At 60.7% G+C, this 24,985-nt stretch carries 14 protein-coding genes; all 14 read left to right on the top strand.

Annotated features, from left to right (window positions below):
* Window positions 1-2,009, top strand: a 2,009-nt coding sequence (locus tag ACKWJN_RS13515; protein WP_408597708.1) for an Ig-like domain-containing protein, incomplete at its 5' end; no start/stop codon positions are given.
* On the top strand, window positions 2,002-2,469 hold the full coding sequence (locus tag ACKWJN_RS13510; RefSeq protein WP_408597706.1) for a CsgE family curli-type amyloid fiber assembly protein: 468 nt from the start codon (window positions 2,002-2,004) through the stop codon (window positions 2,467-2,469). The genes ACKWJN_RS13515 and ACKWJN_RS13510, both read left to right, overlap by 8 nt.
* 13 nt (window positions 2,470-2,482) lie before the next feature.
* Window positions 2,483-2,917, top strand: coding sequence for a curli assembly protein CsgF (locus ACKWJN_RS13505; RefSeq protein ID WP_408597705.1), 435 nt, complete (start codon window positions 2,483-2,485; stop codon window positions 2,915-2,917).
* 34 nt (window positions 2,918-2,951) lie between these two features.
* Window positions 2,952-4,220: a CsgG/HfaB family protein gene (locus tag ACKWJN_RS13500; protein WP_408597704.1), complete on the top strand. Its 1,269-nt coding sequence runs from the start codon at window positions 2,952-2,954 to the stop codon at window positions 4,218-4,220.
* Between the two features lie 158 nt (window positions 4,221-4,378).
* The gene (locus ACKWJN_RS13495; protein WP_408597703.1) at window positions 4,379-4,699 is read left to right on the top strand and encodes a hypothetical protein; all 321 of its coding nucleotides are present in this window, start codon (window positions 4,379-4,381) and stop codon (window positions 4,697-4,699) included.
* A gap of 103 nt (window positions 4,700-4,802) precedes the next feature.
* Complete coding sequence (locus tag ACKWJN_RS13490; RefSeq protein WP_408597702.1) at window positions 4,803-5,339, top strand: hypothetical protein; 537 nt, start codon at window positions 4,803-4,805, stop codon at window positions 5,337-5,339.
* Window positions 5,336-5,683, top strand: coding sequence for a tetratricopeptide repeat protein (locus ACKWJN_RS13485; RefSeq protein ID WP_408597701.1), 348 nt, complete (start codon window positions 5,336-5,338; stop codon window positions 5,681-5,683). The genes ACKWJN_RS13490 and ACKWJN_RS13485 overlap by 4 nt, the downstream gene beginning before the upstream one ends.
* Before the next feature lie 168 nt (window positions 5,684-5,851).
* Window positions 5,852-6,580, top strand: coding sequence for a response regulator (locus ACKWJN_RS13480; RefSeq protein WP_408597699.1), 729 nt, complete (start codon window positions 5,852-5,854; stop codon window positions 6,578-6,580).
* Window positions 6,577-7,326, top strand: a complete 750-nt coding sequence (locus ACKWJN_RS13475) for a helix-turn-helix transcriptional regulator (RefSeq protein ID WP_408597698.1) — start codon at window positions 6,577-6,579, stop codon at window positions 7,324-7,326. The genes ACKWJN_RS13480 and ACKWJN_RS13475 overlap by 4 nt, the downstream gene beginning before the upstream one ends.
* Window positions 7,327-7,674: 348 nt before the next feature.
* Entirely contained in the window at window positions 7,675-9,090 is a 1,416-nt protein-coding gene (locus ACKWJN_RS13470; protein WP_408597696.1) for a hypothetical protein, read from the top strand.
* A gap of 366 nt (window positions 9,091-9,456) precedes the next feature.
* Window positions 9,457-11,016, top strand: coding sequence for a hypothetical protein (locus ACKWJN_RS13465; protein ID WP_408597694.1), 1,560 nt, complete (start codon window positions 9,457-9,459; stop codon window positions 11,014-11,016).
* A gap of 171 nt (window positions 11,017-11,187) precedes the next feature.
* Complete coding sequence (locus tag ACKWJN_RS13460) at window positions 11,188-12,798, top strand: ShlB/FhaC/HecB family hemolysin secretion/activation protein (RefSeq protein ID WP_408597693.1); 1,611 nt, start codon at window positions 11,188-11,190, stop codon at window positions 12,796-12,798.
* Window positions 12,799-12,800: 2 nt separating this feature from the next.
* Window positions 12,801-23,198 (top strand): filamentous haemagglutinin family protein, encoded by a 10,398-nt coding sequence (locus ACKWJN_RS13455; protein WP_408597692.1) that lies wholly within the window; start codon window positions 12,801-12,803, stop codon window positions 23,196-23,198.
* A 50-nt stretch (window positions 23,199-23,248) separates the two neighbouring features.
* Complete coding sequence (locus ACKWJN_RS13450; protein ID WP_408597691.1) at window positions 23,249-24,982, top strand: DUF2341 domain-containing protein; 1,734 nt, start codon at window positions 23,249-23,251, stop codon at window positions 24,980-24,982.
* Window positions 24,983-24,985 lie beyond the last annotated feature (3 nt).

The raw sequence follows: 24,985 nt of genomic DNA, 5'->3' as shown, positions 1-24,985 counted from the left end.
CTGTCACCATCGAAGGCACGACCGAGCCCATGGCGCTGGTGAGCGTGGACATCGGTGGCACCGTGTATGACAACATCCAAGCCGACGACAACGGCAACTGGACAGTCACCACCGACCCACTGGACGACGGCACCTACACGCCAATGATCACCGTGACCGATGTGGCCGGTAACGTCAGCGATGCCATTGAAGGCACACCGTTTACCGTGGACACGTTGGCACCCACCGAAGCCACGGCCCTGTTGGTGCAAGACTCGGACAACGACACTGGCGTGAGCGCTGAAGATGGCATCACCAACAACGCCTCGCCCATGATCACTGGCACTGCGGATGCAGGCGCGCACATCAGCGTGGACCTGAACGGCAGCGTCTTCGAGACTGACTCCGACGAAGAAGGCCTGTGGAGTGTCACCGCCGACGGCTTAGACGATGGCGAGTACACGCCTTTGATCACCGTCACAGACGCAGCAGGCAACACCAGCGAGCCCATTGATGGCACACCGTTTACCGTGGACACGTCGGCCCCCACCGAAGCCACGGCCCTGTTGGTGCAAGACTCGGACAACGACACTGGCGTGAGCGCTGAAGACGGCATCACCTACAACGCCTCGCCCACAATCACAGGAACGGCAGAGGCCCTTGCGCACATCAGTGTGGACTTGAACGGCACGGTCATCGAGACCGATGCTGCCGACGATGGAACCTGGAGCGTCACCGCCGACAGCCTAGCCGACGGCACCTACACCCCTATGATCACCGTCACCGACATGGCCGGCAACGTGAGCGACCCGATCGAAGGCACGCCCTTCACTGTGGACACGGTTGCACCCACTCAAGCCACGGCCCATGTGGTGCACGACGCCGAGAACGACACGGGTTTGTATGCCGACGACAGCGTCACCAAAAACCCAGCACCCATGCTGGAAGGCATCACCGAAGCCCTCGCCACTGTGAGCGTGCTGGTGGCAGACGGTATCGATCCCTACACCACGCAAGCCGATGAAAACGGCTATTGGTCTGTCCAAGTCGACACCTTGGAAGATGGCTTGTACACGCCGATGATCACCGTGACTGATGTGGCAGGCAACATGAGCGAGCCCATCGAAGGCACGGCCTTCAGAGTGGCCACGGTCTCCACCCTGACCTTGCCTGAAATCTCAGATCCCTTGCTCTACACCAAAGGCCAAGCGGTCAACCTGAGCCTGTTTGATGCAGGCCATGTGTTGCAAGACGGGGAGGGCTGGGCAGACTATTCGGGTGCCCTGCCTGCAGGGTTGGTGTTGGCCAACAACAAACTTTCTGGCACCCCCACGGCCGCTGGCAGCACTTGGTTGGCTGAGACGCAGGCCGATGTGGCGGGCAACACCTCCACCACCTACCACCAGCTCGTGGTCACGGCGTCCAGCAAAACGCCTGCGGCGTCGATCACGCTCCTCAACTCAGATGCCACCAAGGCCGCCACTTATTACGGGACGTCGGGTGATGATGCCAATTTGAATTTGTTGAAGTCCATTGGCGATGTGGTCTTTGGCATGGCGGGCAACGACACCTTTAAGTTGTCCAGCGCCGACAGTCAAAATTTTGCCTACATTGATGGCGGCACGGGCATTGACCAACTGCGGTTCAGTTTGGCTGGACTGGCCTTGGATTTGGCAAATTTCAACAACCACGACGTCAACGGGCAAGTCGTGCAGCATGTGGAAGACATTTATGTCTCAGGCGTGGGTGCTTCGGTTGCGGTCAGTGCCAAAGACATTTACAACATCCACAGCGATTTGAAGGATGCCGTCAAAGGGTACGACACCCTCAAAATCACAGGCCTGACGGGTCGCGAAGTGAGCATTGACGGGTTGGAGCAGGTGGGTGCCCTCAACGGCTTCACCGACACCGGGGCCGTCAACAGTGGCACTACCAACTTGTTCAGCAAGTTCCAAGGTGCTTACACCGACGACTATGGCACTGACCATTGGGTGACCTTGCTGGTGCAAAAGGGGTTGACGATTGTTTGAGGTTGTTACCGGCCGCACACACAGCAAGGCCTGGGCTCAGGCACTGCTGTGCGCCTGCCTGTGTCTGGGTCTGACGGCGCAGGCCCAAACCGAGGACAGCTCAGAGCCCGCCTTGACCTCCCTCAAGCCCGAGCCCGAGTACGGCGGTGTGGTCACGCGCGAGGTGTTGACCACCATGGGGCAAAACTTCCATGCCAAGTTCACCGAGCTGTGGCAGACCAAAGACAACTTTGAAAAGTTCAATCTGCTCATCAAAGAGCGGCCATTCAAGCGCGGCGGCACCGAAATATTGGTGGTCTACACCGACCTGGTGATTTTTCGCCGTCAGGTGCCGCGTGATTTTTTAACGCTCGCGCGCATCAGCCAAGAGGCGGTTGATACGGCGGTGCAAAAAGTATCTGAAATCGACCTGCAAGCGACCTTGTTCAAAGACGTCGATCTGGCAGAGTCGGGCATTTAAGCAGAGGGTTTTCATGAAGCAATCTATTTTTGCCGGGTGGCTCTCGGTCGCCCTGTGTGCCGTGTTGGCAGCGCCTGTGCATGGCGGCGAACTGCGGTATGCCCCGGTCAACCCTCTGTTTGGCGGCAATCCGCTCAACGCCTCGGGCCTGCTGGCCATTGCCAACGCCAACAACGATTTCACGGCGCCCAAAACGCCCGATCCAACGCCCTTGGAAAAGTTCACCAACGCCATCGAGTCGGCCATTGCCAGCAAGTTGCAGTCTCAGGTGATCACCAGTTTGTTCGACGCCAAGGGCAACTTTTCACCGTCAGGCACTGAAACAGCCGTCGGTAATTTTGTGATCTCTATCAAGCCGGGTTCGGACGGCAACCTGTCCATCGTCACCAAAGACAAAACAACCGGGCAGAGCACAGAAATCAGCATCGGCAACATCTTGAACCAGTGACATGTTGAATCCAGAACATCCTCCAAGATGGCGTTTGTGTTGGCGGTCCCTCGCATGGGTGGCTGTGGCCCTGTTGTCGGCATGCAGCCAGTTGCCCATCTCCGCGCCGCGCACGGTCTCACCGGCCAATGCCCGCGAAGACGCGGTGCTCACCCCTGGCACCCGCGTCAGCCGCGAGTTGTTGCGCCTGCCTGCGCCCGAGTACCGCATCCCAGTGGGGGTGTACGCTTTTCGTGACCAGACGGGCCAGTTCAAGCCCCAGCCCGACAGCAACCTGTCGACCGCCGTCACCCAAGGTGCCGCGTCTTTATTGGTCAAAACCTTACTGGAGACAGGCTGGTTCATCCCCGTCGAACGCGAAGGCCTGCAAAACCTCTTGACCGAACGGCGGGTTGCCCGTGCGGTGGAGTTGCCGGGTGACCGGGGCCGTCCCGGCTCGAGTTTTCCGCAACTGCTGGCTGCCAACTACCTCATCGAAGGTGGCATCGTGGGCTACGAACAAAACGTGCGCACCGGCGGCGAAGGCGCCAACTACCTGGGCGTGGGGGGCGACGTCAAGTACCTGGTTGACCAAGTCACCATCAACTTGCGCTCGGTCGACGTGCGAACCAGCCAGGTGCTCTCCAGTGTGTCCATCACCAAGACCATTTACTCCCACTCCGTGAGCGGCAGCATCAACAAATACGTGGCTTGGAAAACGTTGCTGCAAACCGAGGGCGGCTTCACCAGCAACGAGCCCGGGCAGTTGGCCATCAAACAAGCCATCGAGTCGGGCGTGGTCCATTTGATTTTGCAAGGCCTGCGCTACGGTGCCTGGAACTTGCAGCAACCCCAAGACTGGTTCAACCCCGTCTTGCAAGCCTATGCCCGCGAGGCAGAGGCCCAACAAACCGGCTTCGACCTGCCTGCCCAGGCCGTGGTGCCCATGCCCAGAACTCTGGCCGACGCCATGGTGCTGCCGGCGCAAAAGCCCCAGCACCTGCTGGTCCCCTACAAAACCACAGAGCCTGCGGCCGTGCCGGCACCGCCTGCGCCACAGCCACAGCCTCAGCCACAGCCACAGCCACAGCCACAGCCACAGCCTGACTCCCAGCCACAGCCACAGCCTCAGCCTGATAACCTGCCCACACCGGTGGCGCCCACCCTGCAGAGTGGTACGCCCCGCGGCAATGCTTCAGGCATGACCGGCCTCAACACACCGCCACCAGAGGCAGCCAGTCCAATGCCTGGGGCTGCGCCAGCCACAGCCACCAAGGCGGTGGGGCCCGCTTTGACCCTGGGTGGCTCATCGACATCGCTGTGAAGCCGCAAGTGTGGCAGTTTTGCGGTATCAAACAGCCCATTCGGACTATTTCAAATCCCCAGTACTGTCAAAACTGATTCCTAAACTAATACCTGTCTAGTCGATCAAACCTTCAAGGATTGGCTGGCAATCAAACTAACTTCTTCAAAGGAATGATCATGAACTTCAAGAAAATCGCCCTCGTGGCCGCTATGTTGGCTGCAACTTCTTCTTTCGCTGCAACCGACTTCGACACCACCACTGCTGCTGATACCGACAGCGTGGTCGCATTGGCTGCAGCAGAATTTGCTGCCATTGGTACTTTGGCTGCTGACGGCAACGTGGCTTTGATCGCACAAGTTGGCGACACCAACATTGCTTCTATCGAGCAAAACGGCGCCACCAACTTCGCTGCAATCGCCCAAGCTGACTCTGGCGCCATCGCTGTGATCGTTCAGACTGGCTCGTCTAACCGCGCTGCAATCTACCAACACCAGTAATCTGTACTGAGGTTTGCGCATGGCAGAATGAGTTCTCTCAGGACTTGTTCTGCTTTTTTCATAGAACCCACAGACTCATGTCGCCCCTTTTTGGATTTTGAACATGAAACTTTTTTCAAGCACTCTGTTGGCAATTGCTTTGCTGTGGAGTACCGCCTTGCAAGCGGCTGATTTGTCCATGCTGACCGACTTCGGCGTGCCCGATATCCAGACCGAAACCATGGGTTTGGACGCGGCCTCGGGTGGCAACACAGCGGCCATTTTCCAGGCGGGTGACACCAACTTGGCCTCCATCGAGCAAACGGGTGGCGTCGACAACATTGCCCAAATCTGGCAGATCGGCAACGAAAACTCGGCCACCATCATCCAGGTGGGCGACACCAACCAAGCTCGCCTGTACCAGTCGGGCGATGGGCACATTGCCACCGTCTACCAAGAAGGTTCTGGCAACCAATTGGCCGTGGCGATGATGGAAGGTGCAGCCACCTTGTCTGCTTCGCAAATCGGCAACTACAACAAAATTGCCACCGTCTTGTATGGTGGTTCGAGTTTGTCGATTGAACAAGTGGGCGACTCAAACACGTTTTCTGCCACCTTGACCGCTGGCGCCAAAATGACCGTCAAGCAAACCGCGCAATGACGTCTCCCTCGCTGCTGATCACTGGCGCGCGCATGGTCGCACTCAGTGCGGCGCTCTGGGCCTTGCCACCTGTGGCACTCGCAGTTCAAACCCAGCAGCCCGACTTTCAAGCCGGACTGCAAGCGGTACAAGGGGCTGACCCTGTATCGGCTTTGTTTCATTTCCAAGTGCTCGCGGCCCAAGGCCATGCCGCTGCACAGTACAACTTGGCCCTGATGTATGCACACGGTCTCGGTGTGCCACGCAACCCAGCGCTGGCCACCACCTGGGCTCAGAAGTCGGCCGATGCTGGCTATGCCTTGGCCAAAGACTGGCTGCACAGCCCACAAGCACCCAAGCACTGATCATCCGGTGACTGACCGGCGAGCCGCCGATGCGCTTGCGCTGGTCGGCGCTGCTTGTGTGAAAAAACAATTTCAATAACTTTGTTGTTTTTGTCGTTTTTGTCATTTAGCTTTCGCAATTCTTGGTCATAGTTCGCGCCAACGCCTTTGGTGCATGCACAGGAACTCATGAACGTTGCCCGGAAAATTCTGATTGTTGAAGACGATCCCGCTTTGCAAGAGTTGTTGCGACTCAACCTGTCGCGTGCAGGCTACGAACCCCTGATGGCCTTGGGCCGTGACATGGCCATGACCTTGTTGGCCCAGTGGCGGCCGCAGTTGGTGCTGCTGGATTGGAACCTGCCAGACCACTCCGGCTTGGACCTGGTCAAGCGCATCCGCAAACTCTATGGCAACGATGTGTACCTGATCATGCTGACCGCCCGAGACGACGAACACGCCAAAATTCAGGCCTTTGATGCGGGCGTGGACGACTACCTGACCAAGCCTTTTCGCGTGCGTGAATTGCTGGCGCGCATCAACGGCAAAATGCGCCGGCTGGAGATGGACCAATCCCAGTCGCGGCTGGAAGTCAATGGCGTCATCATGGACTTGGCCACCGGCTTGACCGCCATTGGCGGCGAGCGCATGGACCTGTCCGTGCCTGAACACATGCTGTTGCGCACACTCATGAGCAAACCCATGCAAGTGTTCAGCCGCGCTGTCTTGCTGGAGTTGATCTATGCCGACGATGACGAAGCCACGGACAAACAGATCGACGAATTGGTGTCGCGCCTGCGCTTGAAAATGGACCGCCTTGGCCACCCCCGTTGCATTGAAACCATCCGCTCGGTGGGCTTTCGCATGCTCGACGGGCAAGAGCAACCCAAGGCCAAAACCAAGGCGGCTCAGGCATGAGCCGGGGGCAATGGCCGCAAGCCGAGGTGACCGACTACTTGTTGGCGGCCCTCGAATCGGCCCGCGATGTGCACAGCCTGTCGCAACTCTTCATGTGGGTGCGGGGTGCCTTGTGGGCCGTCTACCCCCACGAAGTGCTGGTGTTTGCGGTGCATGACGCCCAAGGGCGCTTGAGCTTCTCCGACGCCATGCACAGCGAGCCGCTGTCGGATCGGATCGTCAACGACTTGCTCGACCCCAGCCACGGCATGCTGCTGCGCCTGCAAAACTTTTGCCGCCAGTACAAACTCAAACACGTGCTCATGAACGCAGACGGGCGCAACGACGCCATGATCGACGAAGACATGAAAAAGCAGTGGAAAAAACTCAAGCTCGGCAGCATCTGGTGTGCCGACGCGGGCGACTTGGCGGGCAATGGTTCGGTCTGCTTTGCCTTGATTGGCCCGCAGGTCACAGAACATGCGGTGTGGATGCCCTTGGTCGAGGGTGCGCTGCACCTGGCTTTGATGCGGGTGGCGGCATCGCAGCGCCCGCTGGTGGCCTCCGACGACGCCTGGGCCAACGCCAACACTTACGGCTTGACCGTGCGGCAGCAAGAAATCTTGAAGTGGATCCGGCAAGGCAAAACCAACATCGAAATCGCCGCAATCGTGAACCTGAGCCCCTTCACGGTCAAAAATCACCTCAAAATTATTTTTCAAAAACTCGCGGTCAGCAACCGCGTGCAAGCCGCCGCCCACCAGTGAACCTGCTGTGTGACACAAGTCAATTCAAATTGACCCAAATGGACTAGCAAGTTGGCGTCATTTTTGGTGAATTTGTCAAATTAGCTCAGAAGAATAGCCTCTGTGAATTTGGTGAAGGTCACCGAATCATAGGTAAGGCTGCACTGAGAGTGCGGCCAAGCATTCTCAATCCAACCCAACGAGGTCTCTATGAAATTGAACAAAATTGCTTTCGCCGCCATGGCTTTGGCAAGCACAGGCGCTTTCGCTGTTACTGCTGCTCCTGTTTGCCCTACTGCACCAACCGCTGCTCAGCTGGTTGCCAAATGTGCTCCAGAGGTGACATTCTTTGTTGCTGGCGGTACAGCCATGCGCGATTCGTACAAGGTTGCAATGGCCGGGATGTTTGATCCCGCCATGCCTTTGGTTTACGTCAAAACTCTGAAAGAAGGTTCTACTACCTCGGAAAACAAAGACTTGTTCGCCATGTATGGCTACGCCAAGTCTACTGCTGCTGATGGCGTCAAAGGTAAGCGTCTGGCCATCATGGTCAACACGACGAACGGCTCCATGGCGGGTGTGAACCAGATTTTGACGGGCGCAAAACCTGTCGGCTCATTGATCAATGATGTCGATGGCAAGGAATACGAACTGGACATCGCCTTGCAATCTGCTGCCAACATGAAACTCAACAAGGATTTTGCACCAACCGGTTCTAGCTTGGTAACTGATGCTGTGGGTGAAAACGCTCTTTCAACTCCAGTTGTGGGCGTTAACTACAATTGGCCAGCTTCTACTGTTGCAGCACCTACGACCAACATGTTGATTTTGCCTTTCAAGGCATCTGCTGCCAGCCACGCAACAGGTTGGGGCATGGATGCCAACAAACTGGTGAACATTGCGTTCACCGACGTGCGTCCTTCAGAAGCCGTTCCTGGTCAAATCGCCAACAAAGGCAAGTGGGACAGCGTGAAGTTCCCATTCGTGCAAATCGCCATGCAAGGTTTCCAAGTGGCCGTCAACGCCAACCTGTACAACGCTTTGGTCACACGTGACATCGCCGAAGGCCGTCTGGCTTCTGCATGTGCCGGCGTGACTTCTGCTGCATGCCAACCTACGATTTTCTCTGCTGAGATGACCAGCTTGATGATGGGCAAGCGCCCAGCCGGTTGGAACGCTGCTACCCCTGTGACTTTGCAACGCCGCGTGGACTCCTCGGGTACCCAAGCTGCTTCGCAAATCTTTTTTGCCACTACGCCTAACCCCGCTTTGGTCAAGACACAATCTGCCTTCGCCTCTGTTTTGGGTGCCACTTTGAGTGATGCAGGCACTGTCGCTGGTCCTGATTCCGGTGTGAACATTGTGGTCAACAGCAGCAGCGACAACGTGGCTGCCAAAATTCCCTTGGATACCACAGGTTACTCTGTGGGGGTGTTGTCTTCTGACAAAGGTGCTTACACCACTGCCAGCAAAAACATTTTGTCTGTCAAGATCGACGGCTTCAGCCCCAACGTGTACGACAACTCTGGCGTTGTGACTTCCGACTCTTCTGCCAAAGCCACTTTGGCCAAAGGCTATCCATTCCAGTTTGAGTTCGGCGCCATCATCCCAACCGCAGCCAACAAAGCACCGCAAGCTGCTGTAGCCGCCATGTTCAAAGAAGCTTTGATTCTCAAAACCAACAACGTCAAGGGCGTGGTCTACAACGGTACGGACGCAGGTCAATCTGCTTACAGCCGCGGTGGCAACAACTTTGCACCTTTGAGCCAGTACGTCGCTAAGTAATCGCTCTAATGCTTGACATGCCTGCTTCAGTGGGTGTGTGAATGTGTGGAAACAGCCCTTCGGGGCTGTTTCTTTTTTTAAGTTTCGGCAAGGCCAAAACTCCAATGTCATAGCCGTGCAAAGGTTTGCAGCCATGCAGCCATGACATCGCCGGCCTCCATTTGCATGTTCAGATTTCACAACAATAAATTCACAATTCAAATTGACCCAAATGGACTAGCAAGTTGGCGTCTTTTTGGGTGAATTTGTCAAATTAGTATGAAGAATAGGAAATGTGGATTTGTCGAAACTCACTGAATCGAATCCTAAGTATGGCTGCTCTGAGCGAGGGGTCAACAACTCTCAATCCAACCCAAATAAGTCTCTATGGCATTGAACAAAATTGCTTTTGCAGTCCTGGCCATGGCCAGCGTCAGCGCTTTCGCTGCCTCTAAGGCTGCTTTGTGCGTAAGGGTACCAGTGACAGCTGAAGATTTGGTCAGCCAGTGTGCTCCTGAAGTAACGTTCTTCGCCGCTGGCGGCATAGCCATGCGCGACTTCTACAAATTCGCCATGTCCACCATGTTTGACCCAAGCAAGCCCGTGGTTTACATCAAGACATTGAATGCGGATGGCTCGACAGAGAACAAAAACCAGTTCGCCATGTACGGTTTTGGCAAGGCCGATGCCGACGCATCTATTGCTGGCAAGCGTTTGGCCATCATGGTCAACACACTCAACGGCTCCATGGCCGGCGTGAACATGCTCTTGTCTGGTGCCAAAACCGGCTCCTTGTTGAACAACGTGGACGGAAAAGAATACCAGCGAACCATCGCATTGCAATCAGTTGACAACATGGGCAAGGGAATTCCTTATTTTCCAGATGGCGCTGGTTTGACTGGTACAGATGGATCTCCTGCTTATATTTTGCCCAACGTTGCGGCCAACTTGCCTAACTTGAAATTGTTGACCCTGAACTACGGTATCAGCACGGCTGATCTGAAAACAGGTTGGGGAGTGGACAAGACCAAAACCGTTGGTATCGCCTTCACCGACGTGCGTCCTAACGAAGCAGTGCCAGGCCAGTTGGTTGGTGGCAAGTGGGATCGCAGGGGTTTTCCATACATTCCCATCGCGATGCAAGGTTTCCAAGTCATTGTCAACAACAACTTGTACAACGCTTTGGTCAAACGTGATATTGCAGAGCGTCGTTTGCCTTCTTCGTGTGAGGGCGTGATGGCTGTCGATTGCCAACCAACCATCTTCTCAGCCGAAATGACCAGCCTGATGATGGGCAAGCGCCCAGCCGGTTGGGACGCTGCCACGCCTGTGACTTTGCAACGCCGGGTTGACTCATCGGGCACCCAAGCTGCGGCGCAAATTTTCTTTGCTTCGGTTCCCAATCCAGATTTGGACAAGACTGTACGGGCTTTTGCCCCAGTTCTCGGTGCGAATTTGGTTGACGGTCAATTTGTCAGGGGTATGGATTCCAGCTTGACAATCGAGGTCAATTCCAACACCGATAGCGTCGTCAGCAAGGTTGCAAATTCAACCACTGCTGACGCTGGATATGTGTTGGGCGTTGTGTCTTCTGACAGAGGTTCCAATCCGTTGTTTTGTTCAGCATACTGTAGTTACATGAACATAAAAAGCTACTCCGTCAAGATTGACGGTTTCAGCCCAAATGCTGGGAATTTTGATTCTCCCACTGGCTTTGACATTACCAACAGAACTGCTTTGACCAAAGGCTATCCATTTCAGTTTGAGTTTGGCGTGGTGACCAACGCTAAGAACAAAGGCGCCCAGAAAGTTGTGGCCGATGCTTTCATTGCTGCAATGAGGAATGAAGCCATCTTTTATAGAGGTGTGGTTTTCAAAGGCACGGGCGCTGGTCAATCGCCTTACAGCCGCGGTGGCAACAACTTCAACCCTTTGAGCCAGTATTGATCGGTTGAGCATTTGACGCCCACCTCAGGGTGGGTGTGTGAATGTCTGGAAACAGCCCTTCGGGGCTGTTTCTTTTTTTACAAATTTAGAGATTTTGTTGGTATTGTCAAATTGCTGAAACACTGGTGGTTTCCAATGGACACATTGAAATTTGGGAACTTTGTTTTGGCCATGTCGTCGTTTCGCTGGGCACTGTGTGTGCGTGGATGTGCCGCAGTGTGGGCCCTGGGAATGGGCTTGGCATGGGCGCAGTCGCCCGCCAGCGGGCGCGGTGCCGTGTTTGACATTTGGGAATACGAAGTCCGTGGCAATAGCTTGCTGACTGCGGCGCAAATTGAACAAGCGGTTTCGCCCTATTTGGGTCCGCAACGCCAAATCACCGATGTCGATGCCGCGCGCAGCAGCTTGCAACAATGCTACCAAGACGCCGGCTACCTGAGTGTGCAGGTGCTGATTCCAGAGCAAAAAGTTGACGAAGGCGTGGTGCGCTTGAGCGTGGTGGAGGCCACTTTGTCGGCGCTTGACATCGCTGGCGCCCAATACAACACCCCCAGCCGCTTGGCTCAGGCGGTGTCGGCCTTGCAGCCGGGCAGTGTGCCCAATTTTTCAGTCTTGCAGGGGCAGTTGGACGAGCTCAACCGCCGTGCAGACCTCAAGGTCTCGCCGGTCCTCAAGGCCGGTGCCTTGCCAGGCACAGTGGCCGCGCAGCTGGACGTGGACGACCAACTGGCCTTGCACGGCAGCCTGGAAGTCAACACCAAACAAAGCCTCAACACCTCGGGGTTGCGCGTGGCCGCAGCCTTGCGCTACGACGACCTGTGGGCCTTGGGCCACAGCCTGGGGCTCAACTTTCAGTACACCCCAGAGGCGCCGCAAGAGGTGCGCGCCACCACGGTCAATTACAGCGTGCCCACAGGGCTCAAGGGCGAGAGTTTCAGCGCCTACCTCAGCCAATCGCGCAGCAACATGAACATTTGGGTGTACGAGGGCATGGGCGTGGTGGGCAACACCGACGTGACCGGTCTGCGCTACACCTGGCCGCTGTCTGCGCCCGAGGGGCAAGACCAAAACTTTTCGCTCAGTGTGGACCACCGCGACAGCCGTGGCATGACCCGCCAGCCCGGCAGCGAGGTGCCGCAACCCGCCATCCGCTACGCGCCGGTGGGCATGGTCTACCGCATCATCGACAAGCGCCACGAGCCCAGCCCCAGCGTGCTCGATGTCAGCAGCTTGTGGGGCGTGCGTGGCGTGGGCGGCTTGAACCAAGACACGGCCTTTGCCGCCAGCCGGCCCGGCGCCTCGGCCAACTTTGCGGTGTTGCGCATGAACTGGCAAAGCAGCCGCAGCCTAGGGGTGAGCAGCTTGGGCTACAAGCTCGATGCCCAACTCGCCAGCGGCCCCTTGCTCAGCAGCGAGCGCTTTTATGCCGGTGGGGTGGACTCGGTGCGGGGCTATTACGAAAGCGAGCGGGTGGCCGACCAAGGCCTGCGCGCTGCGCTGGAGTGGGGCAGCCCCTGGGTGCGCCAAACGGTGGGCACCGCGCCTTGGCGCTGGCAGTTGCTGGCTTTCACCGACGCCGCGTGGGTGCAAAACCTGCCACCGATCCAAACCGTCTCGCAAGCGCGCTTGTGGAGTGTGGGGGGTGGCATGCGCTGGCTGGGCCCGCGCGGTTTGGGCTTGAACATGGACGTGGCCCGTGCCTTGCAGGACGGCGACACGGCGGCACGCGGCACCCAACGCGGCGATTGGCGGGCGCATGTGCGCTTGTACACGGAGTTTTGACCATGGCCCCCTCACGCAACACCAATTCAGGCTGCTTCAAGCCACGCCCTTGCGTGTGGGCCTTGCTGTTGGCGGGTGTGGTGTCTGCCGGCACCTTGTCGGCGCAAACCGTGCCGCCCGCCTTGCCTGCCAACGCGATGCCGCAAGCGGCCAGCCAATGGCTGCAGCAAGGCCTGGGTGCGCAACGCACGGTCACGGGCAACCAGATGACGGTCAACCTGCAAGGCCCGGCCACGGTGCTCAACTGGAACAGCCTGGACGTGGGGAAAGAGGCCACCCTGAAATTTGGCATGGTCAACCCCACAGACCGCGTGCTCAACCTGGTGCAAGGCGGTGCCATCTTGAACCGCACCACCATCGACGGCGCGCTGCAAAGCAACGGTCAGGTTTACATCTACAACCCCAACGGCATTTTGTTCGGCAAAACCGCCACCGTGGATGTGAATGCCCTGCTGGCCACCAGCCTCAAGGTGGACACCCAGCGGTTCATGGACGGCTTGCTGTCCAAATCTGACTTGCCGCAGCTGCAAATGGACCCGCTCCTGGGCCGTTTGCCCGGTTCGGTGGTGGTTGAGGGCGACCTCACAGGCAGCCCCTTGCAACGCGCGGCCTTGACCGCTGCCCGCAACGGCTTTTTGTTGTTGGCCGCCCCCGAGGTGCGCAACAACGGCGTGCTGACCGCGCCCGATGGCCAAGTGGTGTTGGCCGCCGGCACGCGGGTGTTTTTGGCCGCGCCCACCAGCGCCGCCATGCGTGGTTTTTTGGTGGAGGTGGGCAGCCAAGATTTGCAGCTGCTCTCGGCCCAGGCAGACCAGCAGATGCAGCCCAGCGTCACCCACGCCGGCCAAATAGAGGTGCAGCGCGGCAACGCCACCCTGATGGGCCGCATGGTCAACCAAATGGGGTTGGTGTCGGCCAGCACCTCGGTCACCCTCAATGGCTCGATCTACCTCAAAGCCCAAGACGGTGCCGAGATGGTTGGCGAGTACGTCAAGGCTAAACAAGGCGGCAGCCTGGTGCTGGGCCCCTTGAGCCAAACCCGCATCAACCCGCTGCAAGAATACAAACGCGTCAACCTGAGCACCGGCCAAGAAGACACGGTGTTGAGCGCCGACTACCTGGCCTCTGACAGCCGCCCGGGCTTTTCCCTCACGCCCGTCACCACCACGGCGGCGTTGAAAAAATCCATAGTCGATCTCGCCGGTGAGCAAGTCACCCTGCAAGGTGGCAGCGCGGTGCTGGCCCCGGGGGGCGAGGTGAGCGTGTCGGGCAAGGTGTACACCCCCATTGGGGACAACCTGGGCAACAGCAGCCAGGTGGTCATGGAGGCTGGCAGCAGCATCGACGTGTCAGGCAGCAGCCAGGTGCCCAAGGACATGGCGTCTTTTGTGGTGGCCGGCGAGTTGCGCGGCGGTGAGTTGGCCGACAACCTGGTCTTGCGCGACTCTGCCTTGCGCGGGCAAACCGTGCGTTTTGACCTGCGCAAAGCCGACGGCATGGCGGTGGCCAATTTGTCGGGCTATGCCGCCCAAGCGGGCAAGACCATCGGCGAGTTGACCGCTGCCGGGGGCACGGTGAACATCCAGTCCGACGGACGGGTCAGCCTGCAAGCCGACAGCCGCATCAACGTGTCGGGCGGATGGGTGGATGTGCAGGGCGGCTATGTCAACACCTCCAAGCTCAGCCTGAATGGCAGGTTGTACGATTTAGAGACCGCACCCGCCAACCTGGCCTACACCGGCGTGGTGAACTTGGCCAACAGCTCGGCCAACTACGAGGCGGGCTACCGCGTGGGTTACAACGCCGGCCGCCTGCAGGTCGGTGCACCCCAGCTGCAACTGCAAGCCAGCCTCAAGGGCGACGCGGTACAAGGCCTGTTGCAGCGCAACCTGGCCGATGCTGCCACGCCCAAAGGCGCCAGCTTGCAAATTACTTTGACCGATCCCACGGGCCTTGGGGGAGGGAGTTTTTATGTCGGCCCGGTGCCGCAAGGGGCTCCAACAGACGCCGTGTCGATCGACGGCAATGCGGTGTTCCAAAAGGGCTTTCGCAGTTTCGGCTGGACGGTGCCAGGCGACCTGCGCGTCACCCAGGCTTTGAATTTGCCGCCCGTCAGCAGCCTGACCTTGGCCGCGCCCTTGGGCAGCTTGTATTGGGATGCCGGGCTGAGCTCGGCTGGCGGCAAGGTCACGGCCAGTGCCTTGTACAACTTATACGTGGCCAACAACACCCGGTTTGACTTGGCGGGCAGCTACCTCAACGACGCCGTCACCCTGCAAACCCAAGCTGGTGCCGCGCTGGCCACGCTGCAGCCCTACGCCATCCAAGGTGGCAGCTTGAATTTGTCGGCCCATGACCTGCAAGTGGGCCGTGGGGTGAGTGTGGACGTGTCGGGCGGCGCCTGGCTGAACGCCACCAACAAGCTGACGGCCGGTGCAGCGGGCAGCATCAGCTGGAAAGCGCAACCCGACCAGAGCACCCTGGACACCCGTTTGGCCCTAGGGCCTGACGTGGTGCTGTCGGGCTATGGCCTCAAGGCCGGTGGCACGCTGTCGCTGACCGGGCGCAACGTTTTTGTAGGTCAGCCCGCCCAAGGGCTGGCCGACAGTGCCGACCTGGTGTTGACGCCCGAGTGGCTCAACCAAGGCGGTTTTGGCAGCGTCAACCTCACGGCCAATGGCAATTTGACGGTGGTGGATGGCACGCAGTGGCAGTTGCAGGCCCGCAACTGGCGCTTGCCTTATGACCTGTGGAACCAACCCGCCACCGCCCGCATGGCCGCTGTGGCCACGGTGGACACCTTGCCCCTGGCCGACAGCTTGAGCAGCTGGGTGCGCCCAGGCATGAGCCTGAGCTTGGCGGCCACCAGCAAAGACCTGTCGGGCGACGAAGCGCTGGGCCGCGTGCGTTTGGGCGTGGATGCCCGCGTGTCGCTGGACCCAGGGTTGGACGCCGCACGCCCCTCAACAGTGACCTTCAATGGCCAGCACCAGGTGGAGGTCTTGGGCCAGGTGCAGGTGCCGGGCGGGCAGGTCAACCTGTACTTGGATGCCAAAGCCTCCAAGCCTTATGACGCCGCCCATGGCATTGACGTGGGACCACAGGCCAAACTGGATGTGGCCGGCACGGCCAACCGGTTGGTGCTGGACGCCACCGGCTTGGCCAGCGGCGAGGTGTTGAATGGTGGCAGCATCCGCATCGGCAGGCTCGAAAGCGGGCAACTGCTGCCGGCGGTGGGGTATGTGCGTTTGCAAGAGGGCGCCACGCTGGATGTGAGCGGTGCCGCCACCTCCCAGGCGCTGCGGCTGCGCGGCCCAGGCACGGTGACCGAGGCGCAGGTGTTGGCCAGCAGCGCTGGCAGCATTGACATGCAGGCCCGCGAGTCGCTGGCCCTGGGCGCCACCTTGGTGGCCAAGGCGGGCAACAGCGCCACGGCGGGGGGCAGCTTGTCGGTGGTGCTCGACCGCTTGGGCGACAACTCGGGCAGCAACTACCCGGCCATGGACCGGGTGGTGCGTTTGGATTCTGCGTTTGACGCCACCCGGGCGGCCACCGGTGTGGCCGTGGTGCCGGTGGGCAACTTGGCCAGCCAAGGCTTCACCCAGCTCAACATCAAGAGCGAAAACCAAATTGAAGTGGGGCATGGTGTGAACTTGGCGCTCGGCGCCAAGCTGGTGCTCGACGCGCCGCAACTGGCCATGGCAGGCGCCAGCACAGCGCAGCTGTCTGCGCCTTACGTGCGCTTGGGCAACACCGACGCCGCCTACCAAAACTCGGCCGCAGCCAGCACCGACGGCGCAGCGACTTTGAGTGTGACCGCGCGTGACCTGGACTTGCAAGGCGTGAGCAGCACCCAAGGCATTGGCGACCTGCGCCTGAGCGCCAGCAACGACCTGCGCTTGATCGGCGTGAGCCGCACGCCAGTGTCCGACGCCGAGGCCAGCCATGCCTTGGGCAGTTTGGATGCAGGTCGTCAGCTCAGCCTCACGGCGCAGCAAATTTACCCCAGCACCTTGTCCGAATTTGCCATCCGTTTGAACCCCAGCGTGGGGCCCAGCACCTTGACGCTGGCGCCATCGGCCGGCACGCCGGGGCCGGTGTTGTCGGTGGGCGGCTCGGTGAGCCTGCAAGCTGACCGCATCACCCAGGGCGGGCGTTTGCTGGCGCCCATGGGGCGCATTGCGTTGTTGGGCCAAGACGCCTTGGTGTTGTCCACTGGCAGCGTGACCTCGGTGGCAGGTGCGCCCGTGGCCTTGCTGGGGCGGGTGACCAACGGCAGCGATTGGAGCTACACCTTGGCCAACGGCCAAGAGATCCACCTGACCACCGACTTGAACCCCAACCCGGCCCTGGGACAGGCCGCCTTGCCAGCCAAAGGCATCGACCTGAGGTCGGCAGCGGTGCAGGTGCAAACCGGTGCGGTGGTGGACTTGTCGGGCGGTGGGGTGGTGAAAGCGCTGGAGTTTTTGCCCGGCCCTGGCGGTTCTAGCGACGTGTTGTCCAATGCTTGGGCGGTGTTGCCCGGTTTCAGCGCCAAAGTGGCGCCGGTCGATGCGGTGGACGCCACCGCTGGCTTGAAAGTCGGCGACCAGGTGTACCTGTCGGGTTTGCCGGGTCTGGCCGCAGGCTACTACACCTTGTTGCCGGGGCATTTTGCCTTGCTGCCCGGCGGTTTTGCGGTGCAAGCGCAAGCCGGCTTGCGCGACATGGCGGCGGCGTCCAACACCCGCAATGCCGACGGTTCGTGGACGGTGTCGGGCAGCCTGTCGTCAAGCACCGATGGCCGGGGCGACATGCGCACCCAAGGCTTCAGGGTGTTGCCGCCAGCGGTGATTCGCCAAAGCAGCGAATACCGCGACTACGATGCCAACACCTTTTTCGCCAGCGAGGCCACGCGCACCGGCAACGTCGACCCGGCCTTGCCAGCCAATGGCGGCCACTTGGTGGTGCAAGCCTTGGCCCCTGCGGTGGCCGGCACGGCGCCGGTGATCAGCCTGCAAGGCAACACCTACTTGGCGGGCGACGCAACAGGCAAAAAAGGCGAGGTGGACATCACCGCCCCGCAATTGGAGGTGGTGGCCACGGCCACACAAGACACGGGCACAGCCACCCGCTTGCTGGCCTCTGAAATCAGTGCCTTGAAGGCCGACAGCGTGTTGCTGGGCGGCCAACGCAGCCAGGCCGTTGACGGTGTGCATGTGCAGACCGAGGCCAGCGAGGTGCGCCTGTCCAACAGCGCCAGCCCCTTGGTGGGCAGTGCCTGGTGGCTGACCGCGCGCCAAGAAGTGCGCCTGAACGCCGGTGCCAGCCTGCAAGCCCTGGGGCGCCCTGACCATGTGGGGCAGCCGCTGTGGGTGGACGAATCGGCTGGGGCTTTCTTGGCCGTCAGCAGTGCACCGAATTTTGAAATGGCCCGTCCGAGCCGTTCTGCCACCGGCAGCGGTGGCTTGACCTTGCTGGGCAACTCGGACATCGCGTCCTCTGGCTCGGTGTGGATGGATGCCACCCGTTCGGTGAAGCTCGACGCCAACGTGCGGGTGTCTGACGGCGGCAGCTGGGGCCTGAGCGTGCCAGCCTTGAGCTTGGGCGATGCCGCGCCTGCGGCACCCGGCACAGCCCGGCTGAATGCCTCGTTCATCGCCCAGCTGAACCGTTTGGACCGCGTGTCCTTGCAGGCCGACCAGGCCGTGTCGGTGTATGGCGATGTGGCCTTGGGCTCACAGACGATGTCACAACTCGACCTGGGTGCGGCGGCTTTGAATGCCATGGCCAGTTCAGCCGGCGTGCCACGCTTGCAGCTGACGGCGCAACGCATGGGATTGGACGGCCGCAGCGCCAGCTTGAACGTGCCAACGGTGCCTGACGCGCAGGGCGCGATGCGCCTGAACACGGGCGTGCTGCGCCTGGGTGCTGGGCAGCTGAAGTTGCAAGGGTTGGCGACCACGGCCTTGACGGCGACCGGCGACATGTATGCCGCGGGCGCCGACGGTGTGCTCAGCACCGGCGGTGGTCTGACGGTGCAGGCACCGCGCTTGGATGCCTTGGACGGTGCCTCGCAGCAGCTGCAAGCCAACGCTGACCTGCAGCTGAGCGCGGGTGGGGTGTTGCGTGCCGATGCCGCAGCGGGCTTGGGCAGCAGCTGGGGTTTGTCGGGCCGCAATGTGAGCGTGGACACCTGGGTGTATGCGCCGTCGGGCGCCATCACGGTCAAGGCCTCCGACGCCGCCACCACGGGTGTGATGCTGACCACCGGCAGGTTGGACGTGCCCGGGGTGAGCCGTGCATTTGGCAGTGGGTTTGCCTACAGCCCGGCTGGACGCGTGGTGTTGGACGGTGGCGTGGGCAATGTGACACTGGGCCCCTTGGCCAGCCTGGACCTGTCGGCCACCGGCGCCGATGCGGGGGCGCTGACGGTGCGTGCCGTGGGGGGTGCCCAAAGCACGGTGAGTTTGGCGGGCGCGATCAAAGCGCAGGCCGTGACAGCGCCTGACAGCGGCTTGGATGCTGCGCCCCAGCAAGGCCGCTTCAGCCTGGACGTGCAGCGCATGGACGTGGCCGGCGCGTTTGACGCACTGAACACCAACTTGGACAGCGCAGGCATGACGGCCGCGCGCGATGTGCGCGTGCGCAACGGCGACCTGACGGTGGCGGGCAAGATGCGCGCACAAGACATCAGCATTGCAGTGGACAACGGCAATTTGACGGTGTCGGGCGAGCTCGACGCCCGCGGTGCCCATGGCGGCACCATTGCCTTGTATGCGGCCCAGGCCAACCCGGCGGGTGGCAACGGGCGTTTGACCCTGTCGCCCAGTGCACGCTTGTGGGCAAGCGCCACCGTGGCCGCCACCGCGTCGGCCGGGTCAGAGGGCGACGGAGGCCGGGTGGTGCTGGGTGCTGCCAATGCCAATGGACAAGATGCCTCGGCGGTGAACCAAGGCGCCAGCCTGTGGTTGCAGCCCGGCTCGCAGGTGGATGTGTCGGCGGCTGGCGCGGGCGATGCCGGCGCGCTGGTGTTGCGCGCGCCCCGCGTGAGCAATGGCAGCAGCAATGGCACCGAGGTGGCGGTGGGAGCCTTCAAAACCCAGGTGCTGGGCAGTGGCTCGACCACGCTAGAGGCCGTGCGCAGTTACCAGGCCAGCACCATCAGCGACCAGCCCGATGTGCTGGGCAGCAATGTGGATGCCGGCCTGACAGGGCGCATGGCCACCGATGCATTGCGTTTGACGGGCGCGCAAAGCGCCGTGCTGGCGCGCTTGTCGCCCTTGGCGGCGCAGACCCGGCTCACCCCTGGGGTGGAAGTGCGGTCCAGCGGGGATTTGACGGTGTCGGTGGGGGAGTCCAACCTTCAGGCCAACCAACGTGGTTGGAACTTGAACGACTGGCGGTTTGGCCAAGAAGCCGGCAGCCTGACCTTGCGCGCGGGGGCCAACCTGAAGGTGCTGGGGTCCATCAGCGACGGTTTTGTCAAACCCGACAACGCCGCACTGGCCATGCCAGATTGGCAACTCGACCGGTCGGCCAAGTCGTGGAACCTGCGTTTGGTGGGCGGTGCTGACCTGGGTGCAGCCCGTCCAGACGCCACCGTGGCCTCAACCCAACAGGGCGACGTGCGGCTGGACTTTGCCAGCCAAACCCCAGCGAGCAGCACGCCGGTGGCGCTGGTGCGCACGGGCACTGGACAGATCAGTCTGGCCGCCGGGCGCGATGTGGTGCTGGGCGTCTTGGTCTTGCGCGACCCCGATGGCCAAACCCAATACGACAAATATTTGGGTGCGGCGGTGTACACCGCTGGTCGCGCCAGTGACGTGGCCGGTGCGGCCACGCCCAAGAACATCGCCAACACGGCGTATGGCGCCAGCAGCACCGAGCTAACAGCCGCCGCCTTTGGGCGCGACGGCGGCAGCTTGCAAGTGACGGCTGGCCGCGATGTGGTGGGGGCCGTGGTGCCCCAGCTGGTGAACGACTGGCTGTTCCGCCAAGGACGCAGCCAGCTGGCGCCAGACGGGGTGCACCGCGTGTTTGAAACCGTGACGGCCCAAGGCGAGACCCAAACCCTGAACACCGCCTGGTGGGCCCGCACCGATTATTTGGGCAGTGGCTTGGCCACGCTGGGCGGCGGCAACCTGTCGGTCAATGCCGGTGGCTCGGTGAAAGATGTGATGGCCAGTGTGGCCACCAATGCGTATTTGCCCAGCGCCGTCGGCACAGGCTGGGTCGACGCCAGCCGCCTGCAAGAACAAGGCGGTGGTGACTTGAGCGTGCGCGCCGGCAAAGACGTGCTGGGCGGTCAGTTTTATGTGCAAAAAGGCCGGTTGGCGATTCGCGCCGACCGCGATGTGGCCGCAGGCAACACCTGGGTGGTGGACGTGCTCAAGCCCAACGAAACCGACAGCCAGGGCAACGAGGTGTCTGCCATGACGGCCTTGAAGCCCCTGCTGGCCCTGGGCAATGCCACGGCCGATGTGCAGGCGGGCGGCAATTTGGCGATTCAAGCCATTTACAACCCCACCTTGACACGCCAAAGCGTGGCCAACGTGGGCGCGGCGGTGGACCCAACCTCGAACTACTGGTTTGGCAGCCAAAGCGGCAACTTGCAATACCGGGCGCAGTACGGCCAGTACAGTGCCTTCAGCACCTATGGCGGCCAGAGCGCGGTGCGTTTGACCGCTTCAGGCGGGCAAGCGGTACTCGACAACGATGGCTTGTTGGTGGCCAACACCAGTCCCAGTTTGCCCAGTTACGACCCTTACGGGCAGTTCTCCAACGCGCTGTATGCCTGGTCTGCCCCCAAGCTCAAGGTGGTGTCGCTGGCGGGCGATGTGCTGTTGGGCCAGGGCATGGGCATGGCACCGAACGCCACAGGGCAGTTGGAGTTGATGGCCCAAGGCTCGGTGAAGCTGGGCACCTACGGTCCCTTGTACAGCGGGGTGGTGATGCTGGACGCCAACCCGGCCAGCATTTCGAACTGGGCCGCGCCGACTTTTTGGCTGAGCTCCGACATGGCCATGGTGACCGGCAGCAAAAACAACACGCTGGCCGCCCACACGCCCGGCCAGTTGCATGCCAACGACAGCGAGCCTGTGCGCCTGGTGGCCTTGACTGGCAATGTGGAGGTGTTGCCCATCCCCACCGACACCGACACCTTGCCCACCGCGGCGCTGGTATTGCCCAAAAAAGCCGAAATATCGGCCCAGCAAGATGTGGTGAACCTGAGTTTTGCCATTCAGCACAACGCGGCGACCGACCGCACCCAAGTGGTGGCCGGTCGCGATGTGGTGGACAGCACCGACACTGGCAAAGAAAACCCGGTTCGCCACGTGGTGACCGGCCCGGGCTTGCTGAGTCTGGTGGCTGGGCGCGACATTGACCTGGGCAACAGCAGGGGCGTGGTGACCCGTGGCAATTTGGACAACGTGTATTTGCCCGAGGGCGGCGCGGCGATTGACGCGGTGGCGGGTGCCAAGCTGGGCCCAGCTGATGTGGGACTGACGCCGGCGCAGTTTGAAGCCAAGGCGGCAGGTTTCATGGCCGATGTGGTGGCGGCAGCCAAAGTGTCGTTGACGGAGTTTGACCAAACCATTGCCAGTCGCTATGCGCCGGCTTCGTTTGCCAGCGGCAACATCAAGGTGTTTGGCAGCGAGTTCAAAACCGAACAAGGCGGCTCGGTCGGCTTGGCTGCGCCCAAGGGGTCGGTGATTGCGGGCTTGGTGAACATTCCCACGTATTTGGCAAGCAAGTCGCCGTCTGAAAACGGCTTGTTCACGATTCGGGGCGGCGCTTTGCGGGTGTTGGTGGGGCAAGACTTCATCGTCAACCAAGGGCGGGTGTTCACCCTGGGCGGGGGCGACATCAGCTTGGTGTCTGAGTACGGCAACATCGATGCGGGCCGGGGCAGCAAAACTGCGTCATCGGCACCGCCGCCGTTGCTGACCACCGACGCCAGCGGCAACACCAAGTTGGACATCTCAGGTTCGATCTCGGGCTCTGGCATTGCCACCTTGAAAACCTCAGACAGCCAGCCCCCCAGCAACGTGGTGGCGATTGCACCGCGCGGCATTTTTGACGCGGGTGACGCGGGCGTGCGCTCGACCGGCAAGGTGGAGATCACGGCGTCGCTGGTGCTCAACGGCAACAACATTTCTGCTGCCGCCGGTGTGACCGGCGCGGTGGCCATGGACAGCGGCAGCGCTGCCGCGCCGGCCCCCGCCAGCGCCACCACCGCGCCGCCCGCCGATGCGGCGCGCACCGCCACGGCGGCGCAGAGTTTGACGCTGTCGGTGGATGTGTTGGGCTATGGGGCCGAATCGGCGACCAGCGGTTCGGGCGAAGACGACAAGAACAAAGACAAAAACAAAGACGGCAATGCGGACACCAAAGAGGGTGGCGCTGCCAAAAAGTGACCTCAGTGACAAAAAACTTTAGACACGATGTTTGGAACGGACGGATGGATATGAAATTGATGAAACATGGTTTTTCAGCATTGCTGGCCTGTGCCCTGCTGGTGCCCGGTTGGGCCAGCGCCGACGATTGGGAACATGGCAAAAAACTCTCGTTTGACACCACCAACACCGGGGTCGAGGTGGACCAAGATGTGAGCCAGTTGCCAGTGCTGGTGCGTTTGCACAGCGGCAACTTCAAGTTTTCGGAGGCCAAGCCCGATGGGTCTGATTTGCGCTTTTTTGCCGCCGACAACAAGACCGCCTTGCCGCACCACATTGAAAGCTTTGACGCCACCAACGAGTTGGCCATGGTGTGGGTGAAGTTGCCCAAGCTCAAGGCCAAGTCGAAGTCGGATTCGCTGATGATGCGCTGGGGCAACAAAAAAGCCACTTCCGCAGACGACAGCAAGTCGGTGTTTGACGACGGGCACACGCTGGTCTTGAACTTTTCCGATGCCGACGGCGTGAAAGACGCCACCGGCAACACCAACCATGCCCGCGAATCGTCGGGCGTGGCGGTGGCAGCCGGGCCGATTGGCTCGGCCATGGGCTTCAACGGTGCGACACGGGTGGTGGTACCTGCTGCCCCGTCCTTGGTGCTCAAGCCAGCCACGGGGTGGACCATGACCACCTGGGTCAAGCCCAACAGTGTGGACAAAGCCAGCTTGCTGACGGTGGGCTCTGGCGCCAATGCGCTGAGCGTGGACGTGGTGGCGGGCACACCCACGGTGCGTTTTGGCAGCGGCACGGCCGCCAGCAATGCCAAGTTGCAGCCCGGTGTGTGGCAGCACTTGGCGCTGGTGTATGCCGGTGGCAAGGTGCAGTTTTTTGTCAACGGCAATGCCGCAGGTGAAGCCGCCTTGAACATGACCGACGCCTCTGGCGACGTGGTGGTGGGGTCTGGTTTGCGGGGCGAACTCGACGCCATGACTTTGGCCAATGTGCCGCGTTCACCGGCTTTCATCAAGGCGTTTGCGTCCAGCCAGGTGGGCGACAGCCTGATGCTGGGCTTTGCCGACGACGAGGGCGGCGAGGCCGAGGTGGCCTACTTTGCCATCTTGATTGGTGCGGTGACGATCGACGGTTGGGTGGTGATTGCCCTGCTGGGCGTGATGCTGATTTTGAGCGTGTGGGTGATGGTCACCAAAACCCAGATGCTGATGAAGTTTGACAAGTCCAACCAAGCTTTTTTGGCCTACTACAAAGAACATGCGGTGCGGATGTTGCAGCCCGGCAGTGCCGAGGGGTTGGCGCTCAAGACCATGGACAGCGTGCAGGGCTCGCCTTTGCTGGAAGCGTTTGAGCAGGGCATGCAAGAGATTGAGTCGCGCTTTCAGTTGCAAGCCGAGAAGGGTGCAGCCCATGCCTTGAGCGGACCGGCGGTGGACTCGATCCGCGCCACTTTGGACGCCTTGATGCTGCGGGTGAACCAGCGCCTCAACAGCGGCATTGTGTTGTTGACCATCGCCATTTCGGGGGGGCCGTTTTTGGGCTTGCTGGGCACGGTGGTGGGCGTGATGATCACCTTCGCGGCGATTGCCGCGGCCGGCGACGTGAACGTGAACGCGATTGCGCCCGGTATTGCTGCGGCGCTGGTGGCCACGGTGGCGGGCTTGGCAGTGGCGATTCCTGCGCTGTTTGCCTACAACTGGTTTGCCATCAAGATCAAAAACATCAGCTCGGATTTGGCGGTGTTTTCCGACGAGTTCTTGACCCGTTCCGCTGAACTGCACAACGACCACTGACCC

The organism is Limnohabitans sp., from assembly GCF_046052825.1.
Classification (GTDB): domain Bacteria; phylum Pseudomonadota; class Gammaproteobacteria; order Burkholderiales; family Burkholderiaceae_C; genus Limnohabitans.
Note: the sequence above shows the minus strand (reverse complement) of the source record. Positions and strands in the feature narration are given on the sequence as shown.

Bases quoted from the DNA above. Each gene is read 5' to 3' on its own strand.
- ACKWJN_RS13475 (WP_408597698.1), top strand. From the start codon at position 6,577: ATGAGCCGGGGGCAATGGCCGCAAGCCGAGGTGACCGACTACTTGTTG.
- ACKWJN_RS13480 (WP_408597699.1), top strand. From the start codon at position 5,852: ATGAACGTTGCCCGGAAAATTCTGATTGTTGAAGACGATCCCGCTTTG.
- ACKWJN_RS13505 (WP_408597705.1), top strand. From the start codon at position 2,483: ATGAAGCAATCTATTTTTGCCGGGTGGCTCTCGGTCGCCCTGTGTGCC.
- ACKWJN_RS13450 (WP_408597691.1), top strand. From the start codon at position 23,249: ATGAAATTGATGAAACATGGTTTTTCAGCATTGCTGGCCTGTGCCCTG.
- ACKWJN_RS13460 (WP_408597693.1), top strand. From the start codon at position 11,188: ATGTCGTCGTTTCGCTGGGCACTGTGTGTGCGTGGATGTGCCGCAGTG.
- ACKWJN_RS13465 (WP_408597694.1), top strand. From the start codon at position 9,457: ATGGCATTGAACAAAATTGCTTTTGCAGTCCTGGCCATGGCCAGCGTC.
- ACKWJN_RS13490 (WP_408597702.1), top strand. From the start codon at position 4,803: ATGAAACTTTTTTCAAGCACTCTGTTGGCAATTGCTTTGCTGTGGAGT.
- ACKWJN_RS13485 (WP_408597701.1), top strand. From the start codon at position 5,336: ATGACGTCTCCCTCGCTGCTGATCACTGGCGCGCGCATGGTCGCACTC.
- ACKWJN_RS13495 (WP_408597703.1), top strand. From the start codon at position 4,379: ATGAACTTCAAGAAAATCGCCCTCGTGGCCGCTATGTTGGCTGCAACT.
- ACKWJN_RS13455 (WP_408597692.1), top strand. From the start codon at position 12,801: ATGGCCCCCTCACGCAACACCAATTCAGGCTGCTTCAAGCCACGCCCT.
- ACKWJN_RS13470 (WP_408597696.1), top strand. From the start codon at position 7,675: ATGCGCGATTCGTACAAGGTTGCAATGGCCGGGATGTTTGATCCCGCC.